26 protein-coding genes are annotated in these 26,855 nt (G+C 48.7%); 18 read left to right on the forward strand and 8 right to left on the reverse strand.

The annotated features are described in order from the left end of the window. Positions 1-21 precede the first annotated feature (21 nt). From D0C16_RS18240 to D0C16_RS18255, 4 genes are all read right to left on the reverse strand, one after another. Positions 22-900, reverse strand: a complete 879-nt coding sequence (locus D0C16_RS18240) for a response regulator (RefSeq protein WP_151033683.1) — start codon at positions 898-900, stop codon at positions 22-24. Positions 901-995: 95 nt separating this feature from the next. Next, positions 996-1,379 (reverse strand): TfoX/Sxy family protein, encoded by a 384-nt coding sequence (locus D0C16_RS18245; protein WP_151033684.1) that lies wholly within the window; start codon positions 1,377-1,379, stop codon positions 996-998. 166 nt (positions 1,380-1,545) lie between these two features. After that, entirely contained in the window at positions 1,546-2,325 is a 780-nt protein-coding gene (gene yaaA, locus D0C16_RS18250; protein ID WP_151033685.1) for a peroxide stress protein YaaA, read from the reverse strand. Between the two features lie 35 nt (positions 2,326-2,360). Further along, positions 2,361-2,843 carry a DUF4265 domain-containing protein gene (locus D0C16_RS18255; protein ID WP_151033686.1) on the reverse strand — a complete coding sequence of 161 codons (483 nt, stop codon included), beginning with the start codon at positions 2,841-2,843 and terminating at the stop codon, positions 2,361-2,363. A gap of 80 nt (positions 2,844-2,923) precedes the next feature. Between D0C16_RS18255 and D0C16_RS18260 the strand changes: the two genes are divergently transcribed. The 13 genes from D0C16_RS18260 (at position 2,924) to D0C16_RS18320 (ending at position 14,988) form a co-directional block, all read left to right on the forward strand. Continuing rightward, a complete protein-coding gene (locus D0C16_RS18260) occupies positions 2,924-4,192 on the forward strand; it encodes a M48 family metalloprotease (protein WP_151033687.1) in 1,269 nt (422 codons plus the stop codon). A gap of 200 nt (positions 4,193-4,392) precedes the next feature. Continuing rightward, positions 4,393-4,944, forward strand: coding sequence for a transposase (locus D0C16_RS18265; RefSeq protein ID WP_151033688.1), 552 nt, complete (start codon positions 4,393-4,395; stop codon positions 4,942-4,944). A gap of 50 nt (positions 4,945-4,994) precedes the next feature. Next, positions 4,995-5,540, forward strand: coding sequence for a TRAP transporter small permease subunit (locus D0C16_RS18270; RefSeq protein WP_151033689.1), 546 nt, complete (start codon positions 4,995-4,997; stop codon positions 5,538-5,540). Beyond that, positions 5,534-6,904, forward strand: coding sequence for a TRAP transporter large permease subunit (locus tag D0C16_RS18275; RefSeq protein WP_191968541.1), 1,371 nt, complete (start codon positions 5,534-5,536; stop codon positions 6,902-6,904). The genes D0C16_RS18270 and D0C16_RS18275 overlap by 7 nt, the downstream gene beginning before the upstream one ends. A 293-nt stretch (positions 6,905-7,197) precedes the next feature. Continuing rightward, a complete protein-coding gene (locus tag D0C16_RS18280) occupies positions 7,198-7,815 on the forward strand; it encodes a DUF6088 family protein (protein ID WP_151033690.1) in 618 nt (205 codons plus the stop codon). Beyond that, on the forward strand, positions 7,815-8,891 hold the full coding sequence (locus D0C16_RS18285; RefSeq protein WP_191968542.1) for a nucleotidyl transferase AbiEii/AbiGii toxin family protein: 1,077 nt from the start codon (positions 7,815-7,817) through the stop codon (positions 8,889-8,891). The genes D0C16_RS18280 and D0C16_RS18285 overlap by 1 nt, the downstream gene beginning before the upstream one ends. A 199-nt stretch (positions 8,892-9,090) precedes the next feature. After that, positions 9,091-9,636 carry an RHS repeat domain-containing protein gene (locus tag D0C16_RS24685; protein ID WP_304487096.1) on the forward strand — a complete coding sequence of 182 codons (546 nt, stop codon included), beginning with the start codon at positions 9,091-9,093 and terminating at the stop codon, positions 9,634-9,636. Next, positions 9,617-10,009 carry a hypothetical protein gene (locus tag D0C16_RS18295; RefSeq protein WP_151033693.1) on the forward strand — a complete coding sequence of 131 codons (393 nt, stop codon included), beginning with the start codon at positions 9,617-9,619 and terminating at the stop codon, positions 10,007-10,009. The genes D0C16_RS24685 and D0C16_RS18295 overlap by 20 nt, the downstream gene beginning before the upstream one ends. 225 nt (positions 10,010-10,234) lie before the next feature. After that, positions 10,235-10,627, forward strand: a complete 393-nt coding sequence (locus D0C16_RS18300; RefSeq protein ID WP_151033694.1) for an acyl-CoA thioesterase — start codon at positions 10,235-10,237, stop codon at positions 10,625-10,627. Positions 10,628-10,955: 328 nt separating this feature from the next. Continuing rightward, positions 10,956-11,513 carry a cytochrome b gene (locus D0C16_RS18305; RefSeq protein WP_151033695.1) on the forward strand — a complete coding sequence of 186 codons (558 nt, stop codon included), beginning with the start codon at positions 10,956-10,958 and terminating at the stop codon, positions 11,511-11,513. Positions 11,514-11,589: 76 nt separating this feature from the next. After that, a complete protein-coding gene (locus D0C16_RS18310) occupies positions 11,590-12,174 on the forward strand; it encodes a YceI family protein (protein ID WP_151033696.1) in 585 nt (194 codons plus the stop codon). Positions 12,175-12,409: 235 nt separating this feature from the next. Next, complete coding sequence (locus tag D0C16_RS18315) at positions 12,410-13,885, forward strand: OmpA family protein (RefSeq protein ID WP_151033697.1); 1,476 nt, start codon at positions 12,410-12,412, stop codon at positions 13,883-13,885. Positions 13,886-14,130: 245 nt separating this feature from the next. Next, entirely contained in the window at positions 14,131-14,988 is an 858-nt protein-coding gene (locus tag D0C16_RS18320) for an AraC family transcriptional regulator (RefSeq protein ID WP_151033698.1), read from the forward strand. Between the two features lie 72 nt (positions 14,989-15,060). Here D0C16_RS18320 and D0C16_RS18325 read toward each other — a convergent pair whose 3' ends face one another. Next, on the reverse strand, positions 15,061-15,831 hold the full coding sequence (locus D0C16_RS18325; protein ID WP_225318748.1) for a hypothetical protein: 771 nt from the start codon (positions 15,829-15,831) through the stop codon (positions 15,061-15,063). A 256-nt stretch (positions 15,832-16,087) separates the two neighbouring features. On the opposite strand from D0C16_RS18325, the gene D0C16_RS18330 reads away from it, so the two are divergent. From D0C16_RS18330 to D0C16_RS18345, 4 genes are all read left to right on the forward strand, one after another. Then, positions 16,088-18,058, forward strand: a complete 1,971-nt coding sequence (locus D0C16_RS18330) for an ATP-dependent DNA helicase RecQ (RefSeq protein ID WP_225318749.1) — start codon at positions 16,088-16,090, stop codon at positions 18,056-18,058. A gap of 217 nt (positions 18,059-18,275) precedes the next feature. Beyond that, positions 18,276-19,328, forward strand: a complete 1,053-nt coding sequence (locus D0C16_RS18335; RefSeq protein ID WP_151033699.1) for a sugar phosphate isomerase/epimerase — start codon at positions 18,276-18,278, stop codon at positions 19,326-19,328. Between the two features lie 31 nt (positions 19,329-19,359). Continuing rightward, positions 19,360-20,505 (forward strand): Gfo/Idh/MocA family protein, encoded by a 1,146-nt coding sequence (locus D0C16_RS18340; RefSeq protein ID WP_151033700.1) that lies wholly within the window; start codon positions 19,360-19,362, stop codon positions 20,503-20,505. A 34-nt stretch (positions 20,506-20,539) separates the two neighbouring features. Then, positions 20,540-21,748, forward strand: a complete 1,209-nt coding sequence (locus tag D0C16_RS18345; RefSeq protein WP_151033701.1) for a sugar MFS transporter — start codon at positions 20,540-20,542, stop codon at positions 21,746-21,748. A 403-nt stretch (positions 21,749-22,151) separates the two neighbouring features. Here D0C16_RS18345 and dxs read toward each other — a convergent pair whose 3' ends face one another. The 3 genes from dxs to D0C16_RS18360 all read right to left on the reverse strand — a co-directional run bounded on the left by dxs (position 22,152) and on the right by D0C16_RS18360 (position 25,273). Further along, complete coding sequence (gene dxs, locus D0C16_RS18350) at positions 22,152-24,062, reverse strand: 1-deoxy-D-xylulose-5-phosphate synthase (protein ID WP_151033702.1); 1,911 nt, start codon at positions 24,060-24,062, stop codon at positions 22,152-22,154. A 78-nt stretch (positions 24,063-24,140) separates the two neighbouring features. After that, a complete protein-coding gene (gene ispA, locus D0C16_RS18355; RefSeq protein WP_151033703.1) occupies positions 24,141-25,028 on the reverse strand; it encodes a (2E,6E)-farnesyl diphosphate synthase in 888 nt (295 codons plus the stop codon). Beyond that, on the reverse strand, positions 25,025-25,273 hold the full coding sequence (locus tag D0C16_RS18360) for an exodeoxyribonuclease VII small subunit (protein WP_151033704.1): 249 nt from the start codon (positions 25,271-25,273) through the stop codon (positions 25,025-25,027). Before D0C16_RS18360 ends, ispA begins: the two co-directional genes overlap by 4 nt. 538 nt (positions 25,274-25,811) lie before the next feature. Here D0C16_RS18360 and gspC point away from each other — a divergent pair. Then, entirely contained in the window at positions 25,812-26,852 is a 1,041-nt protein-coding gene (gene gspC, locus D0C16_RS18365) for a type II secretion system protein GspC (RefSeq protein ID WP_151033705.1), read from the forward strand. Positions 26,853-26,855: the final 3 nt, after the last annotated feature.

Consider the following 26,855-nt stretch of genomic DNA (forward strand, 5'->3'; position numbering starts at 1 on the left):
GTTGGTTTGAGTTAGCAGGGCTTACATTTGCGCAATGTATTTGGACAGGGTTTCAAATTTTTCCGGGTCGTTATCCACAAGGCGAATCACCACTTTTACGACGTTGGTATCCGGGCGGTTTTCACCCGCGGTGATGCTATGAACGTAACCGTTGACGCGCGCCAGGTTGCTGCCATCACCCGTTTCAATATCCACCGCGGCTTGTTCAAAGACGCTCGGCAGGTTATCGCCGCGCTGCATCAGGCCGCTCATTAATTGCAGCGACATTTCGCGAATCACGCAGCTGAAAATGCGATTGTTAGCAAAGCGCAATTGGGCCTTGCCGCGCGTTGTTTTGGGTGGCTCTACCGCTTTTATGGCGGGTTTGGCTCCGAGTACACTGGCACTGCCGTTAGCGAAAGGATTTGCTGGTTTTGGCGCTGCCGCAACCGCAGGCTCGGCGCGGCCACCGGTTAAGACATCCACCGAAGCAAATGCAATACCTTGCGTCGTGGCACCACTGGCGCGCATCGCGGGTGTTTTGCCAATCACTTTTAATTGTTTGAACACTTTTTTCAGCAGTTCATCGGCCGAAAAGGGTTTACTCAAATAATCAGACACGCCTAATTCAATCGCTTTAACAATATGGTTTCGGTCGCCGCGGCTGGAAATCATAATGAAGGGAATTTTTTCGGAGTTGGGCATAGCGCGCACGGTGGTCAGCAATTCGGCGCCGGTCATGTTGGGCATTTCCCAGTCGGAGAGAATCAGGTCAACCGCCTGGTTTTTCATTTGCGCTAGCGCGCGTGCGCCATCGGGGGCATCAATCACTTCCACGCCGGGAATTTTATCGCGCAGTTGCTTCTTGATCATATCGCGAATAAAAGTGGCGTCGTCCACGACTAGAATGCGAATTCCCATGATGAGTGCCCCAAGTGCTAATGGCTAAAATATAATCATTAAATACTAGCGCAGCTTTTATGGGTTTGCGTATCAATCGCTTGGGGTAGAACTACTCACGCGCGTTGGCGCAGGTGGTGGATGGGAGTTTCCAACGTGGTTTCGTCATCGCAAAAATTGCCCGCGTGCGCCGCTTCCACAGCAATGCGCATCCAGTGCGTTAATTCTGCCGGTGCACTGAGCACGCTGTCGGGTAGTTGAAAAAAACTGGATTCTACCTGCACTGCTACGCGCGGTTGAAATGCTTGCATGCCGCGCGCCATAAACAACGGGCGCGACGCATCGTCAGCGCGAAAATACAGGCGGTCATTAATAATCAGCGCGAATTGTACGCCGCGATGATAGATCCCCACACCGTTGAAAATACGGCGATAGGAAACCTCGGTCACGCGCGACAGGCTGGCAAGCACACGATCAAGATAGGCGTGACTGAGGTTCATGGGGCGATATCCTATCGATTATTGGAGTTGTAAAACTGTGCCCAATGTAGGTAGCAAGGCGGCGCAAAGCAATCATTGCTTAAGATTGTTTTTTGCGGCGCCTGAGGGAGTGCCGAGCTTTTGGATATATAGGCTTTATTGCTCAAAATATTTTTTAATATTTCGATTAGGCAGCCTGCTCCTCGCGGGTGAAAACCCATTCCCGGGCGGAGGACATGGCCTCGTTAAATGTGTAGCCCGCTGTGTTGAAATCTTTAATAGCTTCGCTGCTTTTGAGTTGTTGCTGGATGATGTACGCGCTCATCATGCCGCGCGCTTTTTTGGCAAAGAAGCTGATGATTTTGTACTGGCCGTTTTTGCGATCTTTAAACACAGGCGTGATCACTTCGGCATCCAATTTTTTGCTACTGACCGAGCTCCAGTACTCGGTAGAGGCGAGATTGACCAGCACTTTTTCTTTGCGCGATTTCAGTTCGTCATTGAGTTGGTCGGTAATGATATCGCCCCAGAAGTGATAGAGATTTTTGCCGCGTGTGTTGGCAAAACCAGTGCCCATCTCCAGACGATAGGGCTGGATCAAATCCAATGGCCGCAGTAATCCGTATAAGCCGCTGAGAATGCGCAAGTGTTTCTGGGCAAACGAGAAATCTTTTTTGCTAAACAACTCGGCCTGCATACCGGTGTATACATCGCCCTTGAACGCCAGCACAGCTTGTTTGGCATTGCGTGGCGAGAAGGGTAATTGCCAATCCTGAAAACGTTGGGCATTGAGCTCGCCGAGTTTTTCACTGATCGCCATCAGGCGTGAAACATCTGCCGGCTTCAGCTGGCGCAGTTGGTCAATCAGCTCCTGCGAGTGTTCGAGAAACTGCGGCTGGCTGTGATCATCAATCGCCGGCGCGGTTTCAAAATCCAGGGTTTTTGCGGGGGAAATCACATGCAACATAGAAATTCAAACAACTTATCAAGGAATCAGAGGGCTTATTCGGGTTTGAGGATGTCTAACCACCAGTTGAGCGGGGTTTGACCGTCGGCAGGGTCATAGACATTGCCGTACATCCAGGCGCTCTGGCCGTCTCGCCCCACATAGCGGTTGAGGATTTCCTCGATGGCTTCAAAACCGCAACTGACATGGATGCTGTACACCAACAGGCGCGGCGTTTCGCGGTCCAGCTCCCCGCCCAGCTTTTCCAGTTCCGGGCTGAGCTGGTCGGACAAGGCACCGGTATCGCCGCGGCTAAACACGCGAATACTCAGGTTGCCGCTGCGCTGTACCAGGTCAAACTCGCGTGTCTCCGGCAGCATGCGCACTACATCGCCGCTGGCCAGCCCCTTGGCAAAGGCCGGCGATTGCACCAGTTGCAGGGTGCCGTCATCCAGTTCGCGCACTTGCAGTTGTTCTACTATGGGTTTGTTGTCGGCACCGATACCGGCGAAAAGCTCAATAATTTGCAGGGATTTCATTCGGGGGTCACTTGCTGGTTAACATTCAGGTTTAAAAAAGCTGTGGCATTATACGCAGCTCATTCATAAGGAGTCTCACTATGAACATTTTCTTACGTCTGCTCGGGGTTGCCCTCTTGGCAACTATGACCGGTTGTGTGGTCAACCCGGTTACTGGCGAAAAACAAATCTCGTTAATGTCGCCCGAGCAAGAGGTCGCCACGGGTGCGCAAAATTATGGCCCGGCCCAACAATCCCAAGGCGGTCAATACACAGTAGATCCGGGGTTGACGGCCTATGTGCAAAAGGTGGGGAAAAAGTTAGCAGCGGTGAGTGATCGCCCGGACTTGCCCTATGAGTTTGTGGTACTGAACAACGACGTGCCCAACGCCTGGGCAATGCCAGGTGGCAAGCTGGCGATTAACCGTGGCCTGCTGGTGTATTTGGAGGATGAAGCCCAGCTCGCCTCTGTACTCGGCCACGAGATTGTCCACGCCGCGGCGCGCCATGGTGCCCAGCAGCAAACGCAAAATGTATTACTGGGTGGTGCGGTGTTGATTGCCGGTGTCGCCATCTCTGAAAAAAAACCCGAGTACGGCATGTTGGGTATGGGTGCATTGGCGGTAGGTGCGCAAGCCTGGCAAGCCAAGTATGGTCGCGGCCATGAACTGCAATCCGATGAGGTGGGCATTAAATACATGGCCAAAGCGGGTTACGACGCACAAGCCGCCGTCGAACTGCAGGAAATTTTTGTGAAATTATCAGAAGGCCGCAACTCCGGTTTTATTGAAGGCCTGTTTGCCAGCCATCCGCCATCACAAGAGCGGGTAGAAAAGAATCGCGCAACTGCCGCGAAATATCCTGGCGGTGTGCGCAATAAAGACGCGTTCCAGCGCGCGATGGCGCAAGTCACCAAAGACAAAAAAGCCTACGAAAATTATCAAAAAGCGCAAAAGCTCGCAGGCGAGAAAAAATATATTGATGCATTGGGTTATGTAGATAAATCCATTGCCCAACAACCCAAAGAAAATTTATTCTGGGAAATGAAAGGCCAGCTGCTGCTGCAACAGAAAAAAACTGATGAAGCGGTGGGCGCGTTTGATCAAGCCATCCAGGCCAACCCGAAATACTTTAAGCCCTATGTGTTGCGCGGTATTGCCTACCACGAAGAGGGCAAGCGCGATCTGGCGGAAAAAGATTTACTCACCAGCCAGCGCTATTTGCCTACACAAATTGCCACTTACTATTTAGGTGAAATCTCCCTCGCCAAAGGCAATCGCTCGCAAGCTGCGCAGTATTTCCAGCAGGCCGCACAAGGCGGTGGTGAAATCGGTGAAGCGGCTAAGGGTAAGCTGGGTAGGCTGCAATAACTGATTTTCCGTAGGGGCGCGATTTATCGCGCCCTTTTTTTATTCAGTGTGGAAAATCAACCAAATCGATATTCGTAGGGGCGCGATTTATCGCGCCCAATAACTTGGTGCGCAATAGATAACAGGGCGCAATAAATCAGGGCGCAATAAATTGCGCCCCTACTGTAATTACATGGAATTAAGTTACAAAGGACTGTGTTATGAGTTACAACCCTCAGATTCATCATCGACAATCTATTCGGTTGCGCAAATTTAACTACGCACAACCCGGATTTTATTTCATTACTATTTGTACGGCACAGCGACAAATGCTGTTTGGCCATATCGCAGATGCAGAAATGCACCTCAACGAATTAGGCAGGCTGGCGCACCAACACTGGCAAATGCTCCCGAACTATTACCCGAGCTTGCACCTTCACGATTTCATTATCATGCCCAACCACATGCACGGGATTGTCCAACTCGTAGGGGCGCAATTTATTGCGCCCAAAAATCAGAAAGAGATAAATCAGGGCGCAATAAATCAGGGCGCGATAAATCGCGCCCCTACGGTGGGGGATATTGTGCGAGGATTTAAGGGGCGGCTGACCTATACGGCGCATGTACAAGGGATATTGTTGGGAGCTCCGGTTTGGCAACGCAATTATCACGAGCATGTGATTCGCGATGAAATGACTTACCTGAAGATTGCTGATTATGTAAGAACCAATCCGCAGCGTTGGTTGGCGGATATTTATCACGCTGTGATCTAATGATTATTAGGTATAATCGCCGCCCAATAAAACTAACTAGTCCACTCATCATGATTGCTTCAAATTCCCTTGCTCAACGCAGCATCCGCTGGCTCGATTCCGTTGCCGAATATACCGGTACCACCACCGCATGGCTCACCGGGATTATGGTGCTTGTCGCCTGCACGGTTGTGACCCTGCGCCATGTCTTTGGTATTGGCTCAGTCGCCTTGCAGGAATCGGTTACCTACATGCATGCGCTGGTGTTTATGTTAGGTGCCGCCTATGCACTGAAAACGGGCGATCATGTCCGGGTGGATATTTTTTATCGCAAAATGTCTGCGCACTCGCGTGCCTGGGTGGATGTACTGGGCAGTTTGCTGTTCACCTTGCCGCTGATGATTTTTATCGGCTGGGGCAGCATGGAGTTTGTGAGCGAAAGCTGGCGCATTGGCGAAGGCTCCACTGACTCGGGCGGGCTTGGTGGTGTGTACTTGTTGAAAAGTTTATTGCCACTGATGGCACTCAGTGTGAGCTTGCAAGCGATTGCAGAAATGTTGCGCAGTCTGTTAGTGCTGATGAATATTACACCCGCGCAGGAGGAAGCATCATGCTAATTGAAATTCTGCCGTTGTTGATGTTTGCCGCTATCTGCATTTTTTTAATGCTGGGCTATCCCGTTGCTATGACGCTCGGTGGCGTTGCACTTTTGTTTGCCGCCTGCGGCATTGCCGGTGGGGTATTTGATCCCAACTTGCTAAAAAGTTTTCCCGCACGTTTATACGGCATTATGAATAACTACACGTTAGTCGCAGTGCCACTGTTTGTGTTTATGGGGACGGTGCTGGAAAAATCGCGCCTTGCGGAAGATTTGCTGGAAAATATGTCCAAAGCCTGCGGGCGTTTGCCGGGTGGCTTGGGAATATCCGTTGTGATTGTGGGCGCTATGCTCGCTGCCAGCACCGGCATTGTCGGTGCAACGGTAGTGACCATGGGGTTGATGTCACTGCCGCTCATGATCAAACGCGGTTACTCGCCCAGTTTTGCCTGCGGTACCATTTGCGCAACCGGAACCCTCGGGCAAATTATTCCACCTTCAATTGCATTGGTGCTGTTGGGTGATGTGCTCTCCAGCGCCTATCAACAAGCGCAATTAAAATTGGGCGTGTTTAATCCCAAAACGATTTCGGTGGGCGATTTATTTGTAGCCGCGCTAGTGCCGGGCTTCGCGCTGGTTGTGCTCTATATCCTCTACGTATTTTTCACCGCTTACTTTCGTCCGCACATTATTCCGCGCGTGCAAAGTGATGAGGGGGAAAAGGTTCCTTTAGTCAAAGTATTGCTGAGCTTATTGCCCGTATTGCTATTGATTGGTTTAGTGCTCGGCTCAATTCTCATCGGCGCAGCAACGCCCACGGAAGCTGCGGGCGTAGGTGCATTAGGCGCTTGCTTGTTAGCACTCGGCAAAAAACAATTAAACCTGCAACGCTTGCGCGAAGTCTCCCAATCCACCATAAAAATCACTGCTATGATTTTTATGATTTTAATTGGTGCGTCACTTTTCTCACTGGTATTTCGCGGTTTCGGCGGCGAAGAAATGGTGCACGAATTTTTTAGCCAATTACCGGGCGGCGTATTTACCGCCGTGTTGCTGGTCATGGTGGTGATGTTTTTGCTCGGCTTTATTCTCGACTTTATCGAAATTATTTTCGTGGTGGTGCCAATCGTCGGCCCCGTGCTCCTCGCAATGGGGGTGGACCCAATTTGGTTAGGCATTATGATCGCCGTAAATTTACAAACCTCCTTCCTCACCCCTCCTTTTGGTTTCGCACTTTTCTATTTGCGCGGCGTCGCCCCGGCAACAATTAAAACCAGCGAAATCTATCGCGGTGTTATTCCGTTTATCGTGCTGCAAATTCTCTTGCTCTGTGCGATGGCATTATGGCCGGGGTTGGTTACCTGGTTGCCGGAGCGGATGTAGTTCCTTGGTGCATGAAAATAGTTAAGGGCCCGGCTTATTGTCGGGCTTTTTATTTTGTATCTTCGCCAAATCCAATCGAATCTTTGCGTAAATCGAACTCCAAGCAGTTCTGAGTCTGACATGGCAATCAGCTTAATTGCTGTAGGCATACTGTTGTTCCGCCAGAAAAGGTCTAGTCAGAGGCAAATCCTCATTAGTATCTACATTAATCCTGACATTAATACCCTTGTAAGCCTTGTAAATACTGGACTAGAATAAGATCACTATACCTAATTAATGTCAGGATTATCGCCATGTCAGTCGCCCAAAAGGTACTAGCCCGGCTAAATCGTATGCAGCGCGGCGTCCCTTTCCCCATCGGCAGCTTCTATGAGTTGGGTAGCGAGACGTCTGTACAGAAGGCCTTTAGCCGTTTGGTTAAGGAGGGTGTTGTAGCTCGGGTATCCAAGGGCTTCTATGCTCGCCCCAAACCTCTACCAAGTCTGCCAAGTATCAAAACTACTGCCAGCGCTAATGAAGTTGCCCGCGCCTGGGCCAAAAAGCATGGTTACAAGCTGGTGAGCCAAGGGCTGGAATCTGCCTATCGCTTGGGGTTTCAGACCCAGGCTCCAATGAAAGCTGTGTATTGGAGTAATGGCCCCTCCCGAGAATTCAAAATTGGTAATCAGATTGTCGAAGTGCGTCATATTGCTGAGCGAAAGCTGCGTTGGGAAAATAAACCTGAGGGGGCACTGTTGCGGGGACTTTTAGTAACGCCACCGCAATCGGTGGAAGTTTCGGATTTAAAAAGAGCTGTCCAGCGATTATCCCTCAGCGCTTCTGAAGTAAAGATGATAACCAGAAAACTGAGCTCACTTCCCCAGTTAAGTGAGTGGAAAAGTAAGCTTCAACAATTAGAGCAGGCTACATAATGAATATTTTAGATTTCTATAGTACTGCTCAGAAGCGAGACGAGTTAAAACGGATACTGGAGGTTGCGGCTCAAAATCATCCCGATGGTTTACCTGATTTCTTTTTTGAAAAAGATCTTTGGGTAACTGAAATTTTACGCTTGCTCTATGATGAAAACTTTTTAGGAGAATATGCGGTTGCCTTTAAAGGTGGAACTGCATTGAGCAAATGTTGGGGGATTATTGACCGCTTTTCAGAGGATATTGATTTATCAATCCATTGGGCAGATTTGGCAGAAGTTGATGATGAGTCTGTTGCATGGGAGCAATCAACAAAAAGCCGTAGCCAGCGCGATAAATTTCGTAGTCAACAAAGTCAGCGTCTGACGGAGTGGTCATCACAACTTGTTGAAAAGCTCAATCAGCGTTTTGAGTCCTATAATATTGAAGGGTTGGGCGCTGAACTTGTTGTTGATTCCCATGGCGAAGAAGTTAATATTTACTTTCCTAAAGTTGCTGAGGGTGAGGGCGTTTATCACTTGGAGCATGTGTTGTTGGAATTTGGCGGGCGAAACCGAGGGTTGCCCACAAAAGAACATGAAATAAAATGCTATATGGCTGACGTTGAAGCATTAGGTGCTTTAAATTTTCCGCACGCAACAGTACAGGCTTATGAACCGTCTTATATTTTATGGGAAAAATTGACAGCACTTCATCAATTTTCAACTATGGACAAAGAACCGGATACATATCGTTTGGCAAGACATTGGTATGACGTCGATCGCATTCTGCAAAAAGGCATGGTTGATTTCCAAAACACCAAGCAGGCGATGATTGACGTTGTTGAAATGAAAAAGCAGCGCTGGGCAGAAAAGGGAGTTGATTATGAAGCTGCACTTCGCGGTGAAATAAAACTTATCCCAAGTGCTGAGCGGTTATCCGGCATTGCCTCCGATCATGAGGCTGCCGTTGATGGGCGCATGTTCTATATTCATAGGCAGCCTGATAGCTTTGAGAAAATAATTAATCGAATATATTTGGCGCAAGGGAAAATTAACAAAGATATTATGGCTTGGGCACGCGATAGCTTCCGCTAACACTGAAATTATCAAAAAACATAGTGTTGGTTTTCTATAGAGGAAAAATAATAATGAACCAATTGGCCCTAATATCGATAAAATTGATCTCGCAGCAGTCACACCGGTTACCACAACGACAACGTCGCTGTATTACATCCACAACGATCATTTAAATACCCCACAAGTGATCACCAACCAAAGCCAGCAGGTGGTGTGGATGGCCAACTACGAACCCTTCGGAAAACTCGCTGCCAATCAATCCAACAGCATCGAACTTTTCAGCCGCTTCCCCGGCCAATATATTGATCCGGAGTCAGGTTTGTATTACAACTACTTTCGGGATTATGACCCGAGTATTGGGCGGTATATTGAGAGTGACCCGATTGGATTAGAGGGAGGGATTAATTCCTATGCTTATGTTGGAGGGAATCCATTAATATTGATGGATCCTCTAGGTCTTGGTCCATGGGATAAATTATATGGATATCCAAAGGAATTCTGGAGATGGTTGCATCGAGAGGATAATGGTAAATTGATAAAAGAATTAAAAGATCCTGAAACAGGTCAGGTTTCAAAGAAAGATGCCAAAGAACTATATGAACAATGGAAGCAAGACCAAGGTGGATTTGCAGATCCAGGAATATTGTTAGATTTGTTGATTCCTTGGTATCTAATGCCTACTCCGATGGGGTGCGCAGAGTTGGATTGCAACCATAATGGCATCCCTGACAATCAGGAAAAAAATGATGAATGCAATATATAAAACAGAAGTAGATATAGATTTAAGGCTTTTTCAGATTGATAGACGTGGAATGGATTCTTTCCACGGAGACCTTTACATGGTTCAATTTGAAGCGGTTGATATTGGCCTAGAAAATCTATTTGTTCGCTATAAAGCTAACGAACCGCTAACGACAAGTAATAATGATTTTGGGAAGATAATTATTGATTTTTTGTTAGGTGTTGAGCAGCTATTGGATGTTGTTGGGTATATTCGCGGTGAGCTGCGATTAGGCATCTATTTTAATCCCAGAATTATTCCTGCCTTTTCACTACATCTTTCTGATTGCTCTATAAGAAAATTATCAAAATATAATATTTCATTTGAAGCTATTTTGTACCCCAGTGACGGATAGCAATCGGATTTAACATGTAGCTCAGATTAATAAATAATTGTAGGTTGGAAGAGCGCAGCGACTTCCGACATGTTTATTGGTCATGTGCCATGCGCCCATGTATTTGTCGGAAGGCGCTATGCTTTTCCAACCTACGGTATTCTGTTTTTATTAAATTTTTTCTGACGCTGTCCGCGCAGAAATCGAGAGCTATACTGACTCGATACTTCGCTAGAGAATATTTGCATGCAACCCACCAACACCACACCCACAGGTACACTAACCCTGCAAACCATCACCATGCCGGCGGATACTAATCCGTTTGGGGATATTTTCGGGGGTTGGTTGATGGCGCAGATGGATATTGCGGGGGCCATCCATGCGAATGAGGTGTCATTGGGGCGGGTTACTACAGTGGCGGTGGGGAGTATGGTGTTTATTCGGCCGGTGCCGGTTGGTGCGGTGATTAGTTGTTACACCAGCACGCTGCGCATTGGTACTACGTCTATCCGCGTGAAGGTAGAAGTCTGGATTAAAGACTTTCTCACACATCACATCAGCCAGGTGACTGAAGGTGAGTATGTGTATGTAGCGATTGATGAACAGGGTCACAAACGCCCTGTTATAAAACCCACGTAGGGTTAAAAACTACACAGGGTAACATCGGTGCGGAACTAACAACGCATAAAATTAAATACCGCACAGTTTGGCTAAAACAGCCCTCGAAAATTGAATCATAAACAACGAAAAAACTGATCAATACCTTGAATGCGTTTGTGAGTGTGTCGCGTCAGTTTGTGGTAACTGCTTGAAATCCCTGATGTTGTTTGTGTAAAGCCATCTTTACATTGCCTCATCGAGCAGTCCGCCGCCAATCCTCTAAAATTTTTCGGTACTGAAATTTTCAGCATGTGCTGCTATCGTGCAGTCATTGCCGTGTTATCCAATAAAACCAATAGAGGCCAGTATGCTAAAAGATTCACCCCAGGGTTATGGTGCCGTTGCCATTGCAATTCATTGGATCAGCGCGCTACTGATTTTATTTTTATTCGGGCTGGGTGTGTACATGGTCGATCTGACCTATTACGACGACTGGTATCACAAAGGGCCTGAGTTGCATATCAGTCTGGGTTTGGTGGTTTTATTGTTGATGCTGTTGCGGATTGTGTGGCGAATTAGTAATCCAACACCAGTGGATTTGCCTGCAAAGCCGGTGCAACAAAAAGCCGCTAAATTGGTCAAACTTGCGCTCTATATTTTTATTTTTGTGGTGATAATCAGTGGCTATTTAATTACCACGGCGGAAGGCCAACCCGCCAGTATGTTTAACCTGATTAAATTTCCGGTACTGGTGGAGTTAAGTGCGGGCAATGTGGATCTCGCCGGTGGGCTGCACGAATATTTTGCCTGGGGAATTATCGCGCTGGTGGTTGTCCATGCATTAGGCGCTTTGATGCATCATTTCGTGATGCGCGACAAAACCCTGGTTCGTATGCTCAAGCCAGTTAAAAAATCCGATGTGTAATGTATTAATTTTAAATTCCAGCTTTCAACCCCGTGACAATTAACGTGTAAACGATCAACCTCAAAGGAGCTTCTCCATGTTAAAAAAATCCCTTCTTGCTTTGGCAGTAAGTAGTATTGGTGTAGTGGCACTGCCTGCCTTGGCAGATACTTATGCGATAGACACCAAAGGCGCGCACGCCTCGATTAATTTTGCGATCAAGCATTTGGGCTATAGCGTGTTAACCGGTCGTTTCGATAAGTTCGACGGCGAATTTACCTACGACCCTGCCAAACCGGAAGCCAGCACCATCACCGTAACTATTGATACCACCAGCGTTAACTCAAACCACGCTGAGCGCGATAAGCACTTGCGCAGCGGTGATTTCCTGAATGTGGAAAAATTCCCTACCGCGACTTTTGTCAGCAAGTCAGTCAAAGTCGATGCGGGCGATAAAGACGAGTTCGATATCATCGGTGACTTGACCCTGAATGGCGTAACCAAAAGTGTAACGATTGAAGTGGAAAAAGTCGGTGAAGGTAAAGACCCATGGGGCGGCTACCGCGCTGGCTTCTCTGGCGAGACCGAAATCAAACTGAAAGATTTCAACGTGAAAATGGATTTGGGCCCAGCGTCACAAACCGTTAAATTGCAGCTCGAAGTCGAAGGTGTTAAAAAGTAAGCTCGATTCTTTCGTTGCAAAAAACCACGCTCAGGCGTGGTTTTTTGCTTTTAGTGGGCAAGAAAATGGATTACTGAGCGTGCGGCTGCATCGAAAAAGTTGAACTAGTCTGCAAAGTTACAATTCGTTGCTAGCCGGGCAAATGCATTCATCCAAAATTCAGCGTTTCATGCGTAGTTTGCCGGCTTTACGCATACGGCAGTTTTAAATCATTAAAAAGAACCATGGAGTAGTTATGTTCAAACACAGACTTATGGCAATCGGTTTGGGGGTTAGTTTACTGAGTGCTACTGCATACGCGGACTATGAAGATGATCATCCATTGTTTGCGGCCTATCCCAAGGCGGATCTGGAGCAGGCACAGATGTACGACTATGAAAAGTTTTCACTGCCGACTTCGGTTATCGATGTGACTAAAAGCGAACCCGTATTTACCAAGCTGGACGCGCTGGGGGATGTGTATTGGCACAATTACGAAATTGAGAATGTGTCCTCGCTGAAAGTGTATGAAAATTATATGGCTGCGGCTAAACAGTTGGGGTTTAAAGAAGTTTTTTCCTGCGTGCTGGAAGCCTGTGGCGATGAAAAACAAGCCAGCGAATTGGGAACCTTGATCGCCGTGCGCGGCAACGTCTTTAACGAATATCGAAAACCCTATTACTGGGTCGGTGCAAAGGAATCACCGAAGGGAAAAATTTATGTTGCCTGGTTTGTTGGTTCCCATGAAGATTTGGTTAGCTTGCAACAGGTGATTATTGAATCCGAACCGCTGGAAACCGGTTTGGTAAAAGTTGATGAAAGCTATGCGAACAAATCGGCGGCGCCGACACCGGTTGAGCCCTTGTCAGCAGAGGAGAAAGCGAAAGATCATTCCATGTTGCCGCGCTACCCAGGTGCCAAGCTGCGTACACACAAAAAAGTGGATACGGAAACTATCACCATCCCTATGGCGCGCAACGCGACAGATAAAACACCACTGAAGTTAACCGGTGACCTTGCCCGGCATACCTATGAAATTCAAAATGTTTCTACACTGAAAGTCTATGAAAACTATAAAGCGGCATTGCTCAATGGTGGGTTCTCTTTTATTTCGCAATGCGAATTGGATCAATGTGGAACTGACAAGCAAGCGAGCGAACTCGGTGGTCAGGTTTCAGTTGAAGACAATGTTTACAACTGGTATCGCAAACCCTATTACGTATTAGCCAAAAAAGCGTTGCCAACAGGCAATGTATACGCAGCAATATTTATTGGTGGCCACGAGGATGAAGTGGGATTGCAACAAATTATTCTGGAAGAAAAATCGGTGCAAACCGGTCTGGTCAATGTCAACGCCGATCAATTGAAACAGCAAATAGATGCTGACGGCAAGGCGCTGATTTACGGCATATATTTCGATACCGGCAAAGCGGATATTAAAGCCGAGTCCAAGCCAACACTGGATGCGATTGCAGACCTGTTAAAACGCAATAGTGATTTGTTGCTCTATGTCGTAGGCCACACCGACGATACCGGCGATGGTGTAGCTAACGTAACTCTGTCGAAGCAGCGTGCCGATTCGGTTGTTGCTGCCTTGGTGAAAGATTATCAAATTGCCGCTAATCGTTTGCAGGCGCAAGGCGTTGGCCCCTATGCGCCTGCCAGCAACAATACCAGTGATGCGGGTAAGCAAAAAAATCGTCGTGTGGAATTGGTGAAACGTCTGCGTTAAATATCCAGTTCACTGCGCAGATAATGAGTTGTAAAAATCCCCGCCAAGGCGGGGATTTTTTTGTCTCTATTTCTTCTTTTTGCATTTCATTGTTCTTGTCAGCTGCCGCGTTTTCTGTTTCTATTGCCATTAGCCAATAAGATTAAAAATACCCTGGCAGCTTTGGCGAACTTCAAATTTTGATAAATACATTTACATAACCCGCAAGTGCCTCGCACCTGCGGTATTTGTATTGGAGTGCTGCCATGAAGCCAATGTATGAAAAAGTCTTACCTACTGAAAATTGCTCATGGCGTTATTGGCTGTATGCGCTGGATGAAATTCCCTTCAATTGGCACTATCACCCGGAATATGAACTTTGCTTAACGCTTAACAGCGAAGGGCAACGGTATATTGGCGATAACATTCATGCCTATGGTGATCTGGATTTGGTGCTACTGGGGCCAAAATTACCGCACACCTGGCATTCTCAATCCCTGCTGCGCCCTGGTCAGCATCTCACCTATGTGGCGCAATTGCCGACCGGCTGGATTGAATCTCTGGCGCTAATGCCGGAATTAAAACCGCTGGGGGATTTGCTGCAAAAAAGCAAACGTGGAGTTGCATTCTCACTGGCAACAGCACAAGCGTGTCGCACTCGGTTTGAAACTATGGGCGATGCAACGCCTATGCAGCGGTTACTCTGGTTGTTGGAAATTCTGCAATTGATGTGTGTGGATGAAAGTGCGCGCCCCATTTCCAGCGAAGGCTATACGCCGGTGAATTTCCCGGATTCGTCGACGGAAAAAATTGATAAAGTTATCGCGTATATTCATCAGCATTACACAGAGGGCTTGAGTGCAGAAACTATGGCCGCGCTCGCGCACATGAGCACCAATCATTTTCATCGCTTTTTTAAACAGCGCACGGAGCAAACATTTACCGAATTTGTCAATCAATTGCGTATTGGTCGTGCCTGCTCGTTATTGCTAACAACGGATATGCCGGTGGCGAATATCAGCTATCGCTGCGGGTTTAATAATCTCTCCAATTTTAATCGCCGTTTTATGCAATTAAAAAAATGTACACCGCGTGAATTTAAACGCAGCTATGTAAAATCATAACGTCAGGTAAAAGAAGCGATAAATAAAAACGGGCCGCATTGCGGCCCAAAAGGTCCACGGGAGTTTGTTGGACTAATTACAAACCTGAAACTCCACGATACCCGAGCCAGAACCAAAGCGTTGCATGGTGTATTTTTCCAAATCAATCAGATATCCATCGCCGGCGAGGTTAGCGGTACAGCAACCATCGCAATCAGAATCGGAACAGGCATCGTAAGCTTTTACGGTGATACGCTTGCTGCCCTGGCGCAAGTTCAATGTTTTATTGCCCAGCCAGCTCCAATCTTTTAAATGTACCGCCGCAATGTTGTTGGCCATCACCCAGGACTCCGGTTGTTTACCGGAGATGCCGTAGAAATAACCGCTCCAGGTGCAGCCGTTATAAATTACGCATTCGTCACTGCCCGGTGCAGGATAGGATTCATAATTGGTCAGGTTGGCGCGATACCAGGCCGCGCCACAATCATTTCCGCTTGCGGATGAGCTGGCCTTGCTAGAAGCAATGGAAGATTTGACACTGGATTTGCTCGATGATGATACAGGTTTGCTGCTTGAACTTTTTGTTGAGGATGCGGCCGTGCCATCGCAACTGCCGAGCAGTGTCCATTCCTGCCATTGGCCGGAATAATTCGCCGGGCTGTGACCTTGTGACCACCAATTGGCTTTATAGGCTTTGCCTGATTGTTTTACCTGGGTGCCACCGTTGTAAGCCGTTGCACTATTCCATTCGCTTAAATTACTACAACTGACTGCTTGCACGCTGAAGCATATAAAACTGCTGCAACTGGCGACCATAAAAACCATAAACCGTTTTAGGTGACGCATGTATTGAGGGTTGATCATGTTGACCTCGCTGTTATTGTGTGAATTTATTGGTATCCCTGTGTGCCTCGCGTATGGCGGCGGATTTTTATGGTGAAAAATCGCATGAGCGATTATTGGTGAATCCTGCTCCCTAAATTTATTCTGCCAAGTTGAAGCCAGTAGAAAATGTATTTTTGAATGCAAAACTGGTATTTTTCTATCCGCCCAAAGCGATTGATGCCGGGTTCACAATTACCTTACAACCTATTCGCACAGATAAACGGAGTCACGGACGATGGCAGTTAATATTTTGGAAACATCTTTGCCCCGCGAAGAGTCGCGCGCTATGTCTTCTGCCTTACAGGTGTTACACGAATCATTCAAATTGCCGGCTTTTCGCCCTGGGCAAGAGGCTGTTATCAATGCATTGCTGCAGGGGCAATCAGCGCTGGCGGTATTCCCTACCGGTGGAGGCAAAAGCCTGTGTTATCAATTGCCGGCCTTGATGCTGGAAGGTCTGACACTGGTGGTTTCACCGCTGATTGCCTTAATGAAAGATCAGGTGGATGCGCTGCAGGCATTAGGGATTCCCGCAGCGCGGTTGGATTCTTCGCTGGACAAAGCGGCAACCCAGGCGATTTATGATGGGCTTTATGAGCGGCGTTTAAAATTATTGTATGTATCGCCCGAGCGCTTGAAGAATGAGCGCTTTGTGCAGCGGCTTGCGCGTTCCACGATTAGTTTGCTGGCGATTGATGAGGCGCACTGTATTTCGGAATGGGGCCATAATTTTCGCCCAGATTATTTATTGCTCGCGGATCTCGCCAGGAAATTGCGTGTGGAGCGAGTACTGGCATTAACCGCAACAGCAACGCCTGACGTTGCTGCGGATATTTGCCGACAATTTTCCATTCAGCCGCGGCATCATATACAAACCAGTTTTGCGCGGCCTAATTTGCAATTGCGCGTTACGCCCTGCACGGCTAATCAACGCCAAACAATATTGTTGGAGCGCTTACATCAGCAGGCGCCAGAAGCGGCTACCATTATTTATGTCACCTTGCAAAAAACGGCGGAGGAAATCGCGCAGGCCATAAACGCTTCCGGTTTGCGGGCCGCTTATTATCACGCCGGTTTAAAAGATGACGAGCGCGATCAAATTCAGAATGCGTTTATGAGTGGCGAAGTCCCGATTGTGGTGGCCACCATCGCATTTGGTATGGGCATCGATAAAAGCAACATCCGTGCGGTGTACCATTTTAATTTGCCCAAGTCGATAGAAAATTATGTACAGGAAATTGGCCGTGCCGGGCGCGATGGGAATGGGTCTGTGTGTGAATTGTTGGCCGTTGGTGACGATGTGCGCGTGCTGGAAAATTTCAGCTACGGCGATACGCCGGCGCGCGAAGGCTTGGCGGCATTGGTGCGTTATTTATTAGCCGCAGGCGATGTGTTTGATCTTTCAACCTATGAGCTATCACAGCGTTTTGATTTGCGCCCGCTGGTATTAAATACTGCTTTGACCTATTTGGAACTGCGCGGGGTAATAAGTGCACTTACGCCGTTTTATAGCGAGTACAAAGTACAGTTTATTCAGCCTCCTGAAATAATTCTTGCGAACTTTGACGCGGCGCGCGCGCAATTTTTGCGACAGGTTTTTTCGGCTGGGCGTATGGGAAAAAAATGGCTAACGTTGGATATTGCGCGGGTTGCAATCCAACTAAATGAGCCTAAAGAACGTATCCAAAAAGCGTTGGATTATTTGGAAGAAAAAAGCTGGATTGGATTGTCAGTTGCCAATTTGCGCCAGGTTTATGCCAATAATCAAACAATAACATCCCCTGCCGAAGTGCACTCTCTGTGCGATTATCTGGAACAATTATTTGCCCAGCGCGAAGCTCGCGATATAAAACGTATCGCCCGCGTCGTGGAATTTGCTAATAACCCCGCGTGCCTTAGTCAGCAGTTAATGCAGTATTTTGGTGAAGCCGATGCGCCTGCGTGTGGGGTGTGTAATCACTGTACAGGCACTGGCGCCGCGCGGGTTTTGGTACCCGTGCAGGCCAAATTGACTGAACGCCAGTCGGCCTTGCTTGCGGCAGTAAAGCAAGAGCAGCATGAGCCGTTGTTGCATTCCCGCCAGCTGGCCCGGTTTTTATGCGGCCTACCCAGTCCGGCCACCAGTCGTTCTACGCTAAAAAATCACCCCGCTTTCGGCGCGTTGGCTGAGGTCTCATTTTCCGTGGTATTGGCCGCGGCGGGTTAAATTTGTTCTATCCTCTAGCCAGTGCTTGGGGATTATAAGAAGTGTAAATAACTGTTTCCCGTGTCGCGCCCTGTAGCGACATGGAATAGAGTTTTGCGCGGATGAATAAATCAGATTTTCTCTGTGGTTCCTGTGCTGGAGCTGCAATAATCGCCTTCAAAATTTTGCCGTTAATAATTACAGGATGCCCCGCATCCAGCCACTGCCGGAGATACCTATGAAAACCCTTAAAGGTCCAGCCATATTCCTCGCCCAATTTTTGGGCGATACCGCACCCTTTAACAACCTGGAGAATATTGCCGCCTGGGTCGCCAGCCTGGGTTTTAAAGGGGTACAAATTCCCACCTGGGACAAGCGCGTATTTGATTTGGAGCAGGCGGCTAACAATCTGGATTATTGTAAAAGCTTTCAGGCAACCCTCGCCAAACACGGCTTGGTAGCGACTGAATTATCGACCCACTTGCAAGGGCAACTGGTGGCGGTACACCCGGCATACGACGAAATGTTTGATGGCTTTGCGCCAGAGTCGGTGCGTGGGAATCCGGCCGCGCGGCAGGCGTGGGCGGTTGAACAATTAATGTTGGCTGCCAAAGCGAGTAAAAATCTTGGTTTGAAAGCGCACGCTACTTTTTCCGGCGCGTTGCTGTGGCCCTTTCTCTACCCTTGGCCACAACGTCCGGCGGGCTTGGTGGAAAATGGTTTTGCGGAATTGGCAAAGCGCTGGAAACCAATTCTGGATGCATTCGATGCAGAGGGCGTGGATGTGTGCTACGAAATTCATCCAGGTGAAGACCTGCACGATGGCGCAACCTTCGAGCGTTTTTTGAAAGCGGTAGATAATCATCCGCGCGCAAATATTTTGTTCGATCCATCGCATTTTGTGTTGCAGCAACTCGATTACCTTGCCTTCATTGATCGCTATCACGCGCGCATCAAAATGTTCCATGTGAAAGATGCGGAATTTAATCCAAGCGCACAGCAAGGTGTGTATGGCGGTTACGAAAGTTGGGTGGATCGCGCTGGTCGTTTCCGTTCACTCGGCGATGGCCAGGTAGATTTCAAACAAATTTTTTCCAAATTCGCGGCCTACGATTACGAAGGCTGGGCGGTGTTGGAATGGGAGTGCTGTCTGAAGCATCCGGAAGTCGGTGCAGAAGAGGGCGCGAAATTTATTGCGCAACACATTATTAAAGTGACTGAGCGCGCGTTTGATGATTTTGCCAAAAGCGGAATTGATGAAACAAAAAACCGCCGCATTCTCGGCCTTTAATGGTTAGCTGCCAGTTTCAGGAAATAAAGTTATGACAACACCAAGAATTCGTTATGCCATGGTCGGTGGTGGCCGTGGTGCATTTATCGGAGCCGTACATCGTATTGCGGCGCGTATGGACGATCGGTTTGAATTGGTTGCCGGAGCACTGTCTTCCAATCCGGACAATGCAAAATTATCGGCGGCTGATTTACATATTGCCGCCGATCGCGCGTACACCTCTTATGAAGAAATGTTGCGCGTTGAAAAAACGCGCGCCGATGGCATTCAAGCAGTCGTCATTGTTACGCCGAATCATATGCACTTTCCGGTGGCAAAAGCGTGTCTGGAAGCGGGTATTGATGTGATCTGCGACAAGCCGGTTACACGGACCCTGGAAGAAGCATTGGAGCTCGAGCAAGTTGTGAAAAAAAGCGGCTGTTTTTTCGCGCTCACCCACAACTACTCCGCCTATCCGTTGGTGCGTTACGCGCGCGAGTTGGTTGAGCAGGGCAAACTTGGAAAAGTGCGTGTCGTCCAGGTTGAATATCCGCAAGAGTGGCTGACGGAAGCGGCAGCTGATGATAACAAGCAGGCGTCATGGCGTACTGATCCTGCGCGTTCCGGTGCGGCCGGTTGCCTGGGTGATATAGGTACTCACGCATTTCAACTTGCGCGTTTTATCATTCAACAAAAACTCAGTGCAGTGAGCGCCGACCTAACCAGTTTTGTCGACGGCCGTTTGGTAGATGACAATGTTCACGCGCTGTTGCGTTTTGATGGTGGTGCCAAGGGTATGTTGTGGTCGAGCCAGGTTGCTCCCGGCTGTGAAAATGGTTTGCGTATTCGCGTGTATGGCGATAAAGCCGGTATTGAATGGGCGCAGGAAAATCCCAACGAATTGTGGTTTGGCGAATTAAACAAACCGCGTCAGCGAATCACTCGTCGAGGCGATATCGGTAGTGAAATTGCCGCGCGCGGTATGCGCACGCCTGGCGGTCACCCGGAAGGTTATCTCGAGGGTTTCGCCAACTTGTACAAAGATATTGCCGATATTTTGGTTGCACGTAGTGCGGGAGAAAATCACTTCCTGCAAAACTGGGTGCCGAATATCGACACAGGTGTGGAAGGCATGCGCTTTATTAACGCTGTGCTAACCTCAAGTCAGCGCGATGGTGTTTGGACACCGCTGGCGTAATTTTTTATTAACAATAACAACAGGTAAAGATTTCATGACCACATCTTCCACAATGAATCCCCAGCGGCTTTTTACCGCTTGTTGTATTGCGCTGATTGTAACGGCCATGACCTTCGCTATTCGCGCGGGTATTTTGACTGAACTCAGCGTTAAATTTAATTTTAACAACACCGAGCTAGGTTGGATCAACGGCATGGCGTTTTTTGGTTTTCCCATCGCCATGTTGTTCGGTGGTTTTATTTATAACTATGTAGGTGCACGCACCCTGATGTATCTGGCATTTGCTTGCCATTTGCTTGGGTTGATTTTAACTATTACGGCCGGTGGTTTCTGGACTCTGTTGCTGTCGAGTTTTTTTATCGGCTTCGCCAATGGTTCGGTGGAAGCGGCGTGCAATCCGTTGATCGCCGATATTTATCACACGCGCAAAACCGCCATGCTCAATAAATTTCATGTGTGGTTTCCCGGCGGTATTGTGATTGGCTCACTGGTGTCGGCACTGATGACCAAATTGGGGTTGGGCTGGCAGCTGCAAATCGCAATTATGATTATCCCTACCTTTGTTTATGGCGCGATGATTTTCGGTCAGACCTTTCCGAAAATGGAGAACTCTGAGACTTCAACGGCTGCCAACGTTAAAGCGCTCATCTCTCCCTTGTTCCTGTTTATGATGTTTTGTATGACCATGACTGCAATTTCGGAATTCGGGGCACAGCAGTGGGTAGGGCGTATTTTTGAATCGTCTGATGTGCATCCTATGATGGTATTAGCGCTCACCGCAGGCTTGATGGCGCTTGGGCGTTTCTTTGCCGGCCCACTTGTGCATGCATTTAATCCGGCCGGCGTATTGGTGATATCAGCAGTAGTAACCACTATTGGTTTGGTGTTGTTGAGTCAGGCATCTGGCTACATGATCTATGTATCAGCGGCGGTATTCGCGTTAGGTGTTACTTATTTCTGGCCAACCATGATTGGATTTACCAGCGAATACACCGCGAAAACCGGTGCTTTAGGAATGTCGCTGATGGGTGGTGCAGGTATGTTCTCGGTGTTCGTTTGGAATCCAGTCATTGGTAGTTGGTTGGATGCAGCCAAGAAAGAGGCAATCGACAGCGGAGTAACTGGTGATGCTGTTGAGCTGGTAGCAGGTCAGGCGACACTGCAAAGTTTGGCGATGATTCCTGGTGTATTAATTATCGCATTTGGGGTGTTGTTTTTACTGCGCAAACGCTTTGCCCATTGAGAGTTCACACGAGAAAAACAAAAAGCGCCCTAAGTGGCGCTTTTTGTTTTTTGGTGGCCACAAATTGAGGCGACAAGTTGTAATCTGATGTAATAAGTTGATGCGTTATGCGACAAATATAGGAACTGGTTCGCATTTGTGGTGCAGTTGGTTGGGTTTTTTGAATGGTCGGGTGTATAAATACTCCCGCATGACCATGATATGAGTGAGTGGTTTAGTGAGCTCAAAAGGACTTGAGTTTCCACCTTCCTTCCCAGCGTTTCCCTCTGTTTAATCCGTTAAGTTCCAATCGTCAAATTAGTATTCTGCACATTTTTCAGTGTTTAGATTGCTTTTTCGCGCGAGTGAATCGACAACCAGCAGCATGCCTGCGCTGTTTGTCTGTTCAAGTTTTGCGTTGGGTTTAACTCGCGGCGAGCGGCTTCGGTGATTGCAGTTGAGCCAAGCGAGCACGGATAGTTGCTTCTATCGATGTTGCGTCCAAACCTTGTGCGGCAAGCTGCTGCTTCTGGCTGTCGTGATCGACAAACTCATCAGTAAATCCAAGTTGTACTACTGGGACCGTTAGGCCTATTGATTGCAGGTACTCGGTTACGGCACTGCCCGCGCCGCCGGCGATTGCGTTCTCTTCCAGGGTCACCAATAAATCATGGTTTGCTGCCATTTTTTCGATCAATTCGGTATCTAGCGGTTTAACAAAACGCATGTCACAGAGGCTGGCGTTGAGGTTATCTGCAGCTATTTGTGCATTTGTCAGCAAGGTACCAAAACATAAGAGTGCAACAGCTTTTCCTTCGCGCTTAATTAACCCCTTCCCAATAGGTACAGCAGTCATGGTTGGATTGATGATTGCCCCAGTGCCTGTCCCGCGAGGATAGCGAACCGCTGCAGGCCCCTGATGCTGGTAAGCGGTGTAGAGAAGCTGGCGGCATTCGTTTTCATCGCTGGGTGCGGCGATAACCATGTTGGGGATGCAGCGCAGGTAGCTAATATCGAAACTGCCCGCATGAGTTGGGCCATCCTCTCCGACCAATCCGGCGCGATCTATTGCGAAGGTAACATCCAGATTTTGCAGGGCTACGTCGTGCACCAGCTGGTCATAGGCGCGCTGTAAAAAAGTTGAGTAAATCGCAACCACCGGCTTTTGGCCCTCGCACGCCATGCCAGCAGCCAGGGTAACAGCGTGTTGTTCGGCGATGGCGACATCATAGAATCGCGCGGGGAAGGCAGTAGAGAACGCGACCATGCCCGAGCCTTCGCACATAGCTGGGGTAATTCCAATTAATTTGTCGTCTTGCTGTGCCATATCGCACAGCCACTGGCCAAAAACGTCTTGATACTTTAGTTTTTTTGGCGTGTTGACAGCGCCTATAGCAGCTTTTTGGGGTTCGATTTTGTTAAGGGCGTGATAACCAACGGGATCTAACTCCGCCGGCTCAAAGCCTTTGCCTTTCTGGGTAATGATATGAAGCAGTTTGGGGCCTTTAATTTCGCGCAGGCTTCGCAAGCAACGAATTAAATCGCTCAGGTCGTGACCATTGATTGGACCGACGTAGTTAAAGCCCATTTCTTCAAACAGGGTCCCAGGGGACATAAAGCCCTTGAAATGTTCTTCCGTGCGACGGGCAAATTCCCAGGCTGGGGGGATTTTCCCCAACACCTGTTTGCTACCTTCGCGCAGTGAATTGTAGAACTTGCTCGCCCAGATTTTAGATAGATAAGTGGATAATCCACCGACATTGGGTGAGATGGACATATTGTTGTCATTGAGTATGACTAGCATGTCGGTTTCGGTGTGTGCGGCATGGTTTAACGCTTCAAACGCCATGCCTGCGGTCATGGCTCCATCACCAATAATGGCCGCTACCTTGCGCTCCACGCCTGCCATTTTGGCGCCTATCGCCATGCCTTGTGCTGCACTGATGGAGGTACTGGAGTGGCCCACACCAAAGGTGTCATATTCACTTTCTTCGCGCTTGGGGAAGCCGGAAAGGCCGCCGCCTTGACGGATACTACCGAGGCGCTCACGGCGCGAGGTTAGAATTTTATGGGGGTAAGTTTGATGACCGACATCCCATACGAGGCGATCATCTGGCGTTTGATAAACGTAATGCAAGGCGATGGTTAATTCCACTACGCCAAGTCCGGCACCAAAATGTCCGCCAGTTTGACCTACGCTGTACAACAAAAAGGCGCGCAGCTCTTCTGCCAGCTCCGGCAGTTGTTTTTCGCTGAGTTGGCGCAGGTCAGCAGGATTATCGATGCTGTCCAGCAAGGGAGTTAGCGGGCGGCTGGTGGGGATTTCGTTATGCATTCAGCGTCATCAATCTGGTTATAGTTCTGGGGCAAACTCTGCAAGTTCACCATTGTAGGCAGCTTGCCAAGGGCTTGGCTAGCTTGCTCTTTGGATTATGTAGTCTGCTAGCTGGCGCAGGTGTACCGCTTGTTCTGTAAAAACATCCAATGCGCTAAGTGCCTGCCGATGAAGTTCAGCTGCTTTGGCTTTTGCTGTGTCCAGTCCCAGCAGGGAGACATAGGTAGGTTTGTTGCGAGCGATATCAGCGCCTTGCTGTTTTCCCAATGTTGCCGTGTCAGCCGTTACATCGAGAATGTCATCCTGTACTTGGAAGGCGAGTCCAATTGCTGCGGCATAGTCATCCAATGCCTTCAGTTGCTCTTCATTTGCTCCCGCGGCGAGCGCCCCCATTGCAACGCTGGCGCGTATAAGTGCGCCGGTCTTGTATCTATGCATTGTCTCTAGTTCGGACAAGTTCAATTGCTGGTCTACGGCCGCTAAGTCTATCGCCTGTCCCAGCACCATCCCTTTGGCGCCGGAGGCGTTTGCCAATTCGCCAACTAGCTGCACTTTAAGCTCTGCCGATACTTTTGCATTCAAAAGCAGCTCAAATGCCAGCGTCTGTAGCCCATCCCCTGCCAAAATTGCGGTGGCTTCATTGAAGGCGATGTGGCAGGTGGGCTTACCGCGACGCAAGTCATCGTCATCCATTGCAGGCAGGTCGTCATGTACCAGGCTGTAGGAGTGCAGGCACTCCAAGGAGCAGGCAATAGGGTCTATGCCGGCCAGGTCAATATTCGGGTTAACTGCCAAAGCGGCCGCATAGACCAAAGTTGGGCGCACACGTTTGCCACCGTTGAAAAGGCTGTAACGCATAGCCGTCAGCAGCAAGGTTGGGTCGGTCTGTTCAGGAAGAAAAACATCCAAGGCACTATCAACACGTTGGCGGCAGTTTTGGGCAAATTGACTAAAATGACCTGTCATTCGTCGTCGCCTGTTTCAGCGTCAAAGGTCTGTAGGGTGATATTGCCCTGGTCTTCGATCAATTTATTGACTTGTTGCTCCGCGGCGGCCAAGCGTGCCTGACATTCACGTGTTAATGCTATTCCGGCTTCAAATGATTGCAGGGACTCTTCGAGTGTCATGTCGCCCTGCTCCATTCGATTTACCAAGCTTTCCAGCGTGCTGAGCGATTGCTCAAAATCAATATTTTTCTTCTTGGGCGGCATGGGTGCAATCTCGTGGTGGTGATTGGGCGCGGATTATAAACCTGACGCTGTAAATCTGCAGGGCTTTTGGCGCACATCTTTGTGAGATATTTCCTACAAAACTTGCCGAAATTGGCCACTGTTGCCTGACGTCTTATTCATCAATAATGACCTCCATAGGAGATTGCTGCTGGAAGCGGCAATAGCAAGGAGTACAATGGAATCGAGCACGTATACCGCCAAGGTTGGTCTGTCATCCTGTAAGAACCCTGATTGCCCCCTCCTGCAATCGGGGTTTTTCGCATTTTACGTGACTATTTTTGTGTCTTTTGTCGCATATTTCATCAAATCTGCAACTTACCTGCTTCTCTGGCGTCCAAAAGCTGTTGAAACTTAGGCCTTTTGGCCACTCCGCAGTCTTCCTAATCTTACTTTTTGTAATAGATGTGGAGTAGAATCTCATAGCTTTGATAAACATAACGCACTAAGCTTTTGATACGACTGATAATTGCCTAGCTGAACCTGTCGTAAACCCAGTGTGAAGGACTCAGTCAAATTCATGCCAGATAAGTCTTTTGTAAATAACGCCGCCCTTGCACAGCGAACTGCCCAGTTAGAGCAGCTGCTGCAGCGCCTCTTTGCCTTTTTGAGTCGCATACCACTGGAGCGTTGGCAGTGGTTGATTGTGCTGTTGCTCGTAATTTGGCTGAGCCACAGCGTGGCGCGCCTATTTTGGCTGGTTATACCTGGGCCGACTATTCCGCCGGCGACAGTTACTTCGGTGGTGGCCGCCATGCCTGGCGCTAATCCAGCGGCGGCAGAGGTGATCAATATCGCACAGGTTAAAAATTTAGCGCCTTTTGGCGAGACCAGTGCAGAGCCCGTGGCAGCAGTGGAGGCGCAACCGGCGCCCGCAACCCAAGGCATCGAAAATAACGCGGCAGATACCCAGCTCAACTTAATTTTGCGCGGTGTGTTGTCGAGCAATGATGAAAAAGCGGCGCGGGCCATTATTGCAACCGGCGACAGAGCAGATGTTTATGGGATTGGCGATGCACTCCCTATTGGCAACAATGTAACCCTCGCCAAGGTGCTTGACCTGCGGGTAATTATTAATAACAACGGTTCCTTTGAATCCTTGTGGATGTACAAGGATGACCCAGCAGCAAAACTGGGTACCGCGGTTGCGGCACCTTCATCTGAGTGGGCAACACCCGGCGGGTATGCCAATCCTCCTTACCAACAGCAACCACCGGTGTTTGCCGATAAAAGCCCGCGTTTTGATTCGCCTGTACCTTCTCCCGCTGGCGATGCGGGAATGGCGCAGATGGGTAAGACACTCGCTGATGTGGTGGCGATGAGTATTTATCGCGAGAACGGCCAAGTGGTGGGTTACAAGATTCGCCCAGGGCGCAACGCGGAAATGTTTAGCTCTTTAGGTTTACAGACAGATGACGTAGTCACTGCCGTTAACGGGGTTCCGCTCAGTAGTCCTGGCAAGATTATGGAAATATACAAAAGTATGGGTAGTGCCACATCGGCGAATCTGGAGATCAGACGCGGTGGCAGTACAGTTAACCTAGACGTAATGCTCAAGTGAGGT

Source organism: Cellvibrio sp. KY-GH-1, from assembly GCF_008806975.1.
In the GTDB taxonomy this organism is placed as follows: domain Bacteria; phylum Pseudomonadota; class Gammaproteobacteria; order Pseudomonadales; family Cellvibrionaceae; genus Cellvibrio.

Bases quoted from the DNA above. Each gene is read 5' to 3' on its own strand.
- D0C16_RS18240 (WP_151033683.1), bottom strand. From the start codon at position 900: ATGGGAATTCGCATTCTAGTCGTGGACGACGCCACTTTTATTCGCGAT.
- D0C16_RS18245 (WP_151033684.1), bottom strand. From the start codon at position 1,379: ATGAACCTCAGTCACGCCTATCTTGATCGTGTGCTTGCCAGCCTGTCG.
- yaaA (WP_151033685.1), bottom strand. From the start codon at position 2,325: ATGTTGCATGTGATTTCCCCCGCAAAAACCCTGGATTTTGAAACCGCG.
- D0C16_RS18255 (WP_151033686.1), bottom strand. From the start codon at position 2,843: ATGAAATCCCTGCAAATTATTGAGCTTTTCGCCGGTATCGGTGCCGAC.
- D0C16_RS18260 (WP_151033687.1), top strand. From the start codon at position 2,924: ATGAACATTTTCTTACGTCTGCTCGGGGTTGCCCTCTTGGCAACTATG.
- D0C16_RS18265 (WP_151033688.1), top strand. From the start codon at position 4,393: ATGAGTTACAACCCTCAGATTCATCATCGACAATCTATTCGGTTGCGC.
- D0C16_RS18270 (WP_151033689.1), top strand. From the start codon at position 4,995: ATGATTGCTTCAAATTCCCTTGCTCAACGCAGCATCCGCTGGCTCGAT.
- D0C16_RS18275 (WP_191968541.1), top strand. From the start codon at position 5,534: ATGCTAATTGAAATTCTGCCGTTGTTGATGTTTGCCGCTATCTGCATT.
- D0C16_RS18280 (WP_151033690.1), top strand. From the start codon at position 7,198: ATGTCAGTCGCCCAAAAGGTACTAGCCCGGCTAAATCGTATGCAGCGC.
- D0C16_RS18285 (WP_191968542.1), top strand. From the start codon at position 7,815: ATGAATATTTTAGATTTCTATAGTACTGCTCAGAAGCGAGACGAGTTA.
- D0C16_RS24685 (WP_304487096.1), top strand. From the start codon at position 9,091: ATGGCCAACTACGAACCCTTCGGAAAACTCGCTGCCAATCAATCCAAC.
- D0C16_RS18295 (WP_151033693.1), top strand. From the start codon at position 9,617: ATGATGAATGCAATATATAAAACAGAAGTAGATATAGATTTAAGGCTT.
- D0C16_RS18300 (WP_151033694.1), top strand. From the start codon at position 10,235: ATGCAACCCACCAACACCACACCCACAGGTACACTAACCCTGCAAACC.
- D0C16_RS18305 (WP_151033695.1), top strand. From the start codon at position 10,956: ATGCTAAAAGATTCACCCCAGGGTTATGGTGCCGTTGCCATTGCAATT.
- D0C16_RS18310 (WP_151033696.1), top strand. From the start codon at position 11,590: ATGTTAAAAAAATCCCTTCTTGCTTTGGCAGTAAGTAGTATTGGTGTA.
- D0C16_RS18315 (WP_151033697.1), top strand. From the start codon at position 12,410: ATGTTCAAACACAGACTTATGGCAATCGGTTTGGGGGTTAGTTTACTG.
- D0C16_RS18320 (WP_151033698.1), top strand. From the start codon at position 14,131: ATGAAGCCAATGTATGAAAAAGTCTTACCTACTGAAAATTGCTCATGG.
- D0C16_RS18325 (WP_225318748.1), bottom strand. From the start codon at position 15,831: ATGATCAACCCTCAATACATGCGTCACCTAAAACGGTTTATGGTTTTT.
- D0C16_RS18330 (WP_225318749.1), top strand. From the start codon at position 16,088: ATGGCAGTTAATATTTTGGAAACATCTTTGCCCCGCGAAGAGTCGCGC.
- D0C16_RS18335 (WP_151033699.1), top strand. From the start codon at position 18,276: ATGAAAACCCTTAAAGGTCCAGCCATATTCCTCGCCCAATTTTTGGGC.
- D0C16_RS18340 (WP_151033700.1), top strand. From the start codon at position 19,360: ATGACAACACCAAGAATTCGTTATGCCATGGTCGGTGGTGGCCGTGGT.
- D0C16_RS18345 (WP_151033701.1), top strand. From the start codon at position 20,540: ATGACCACATCTTCCACAATGAATCCCCAGCGGCTTTTTACCGCTTGT.
- dxs (WP_151033702.1), bottom strand. From the start codon at position 24,062: ATGCATAACGAAATCCCCACCAGCCGCCCGCTAACTCCCTTGCTGGAC.
- ispA (WP_151033703.1), bottom strand. From the start codon at position 25,028: ATGACAGGTCATTTTAGTCAATTTGCCCAAAACTGCCGCCAACGTGTT.
- D0C16_RS18360 (WP_151033704.1), bottom strand. From the start codon at position 25,273: ATGCCGCCCAAGAAGAAAAATATTGATTTTGAGCAATCGCTCAGCACG.
- gspC (WP_151033705.1), top strand. From the start codon at position 25,812: ATGCCAGATAAGTCTTTTGTAAATAACGCCGCCCTTGCACAGCGAACT.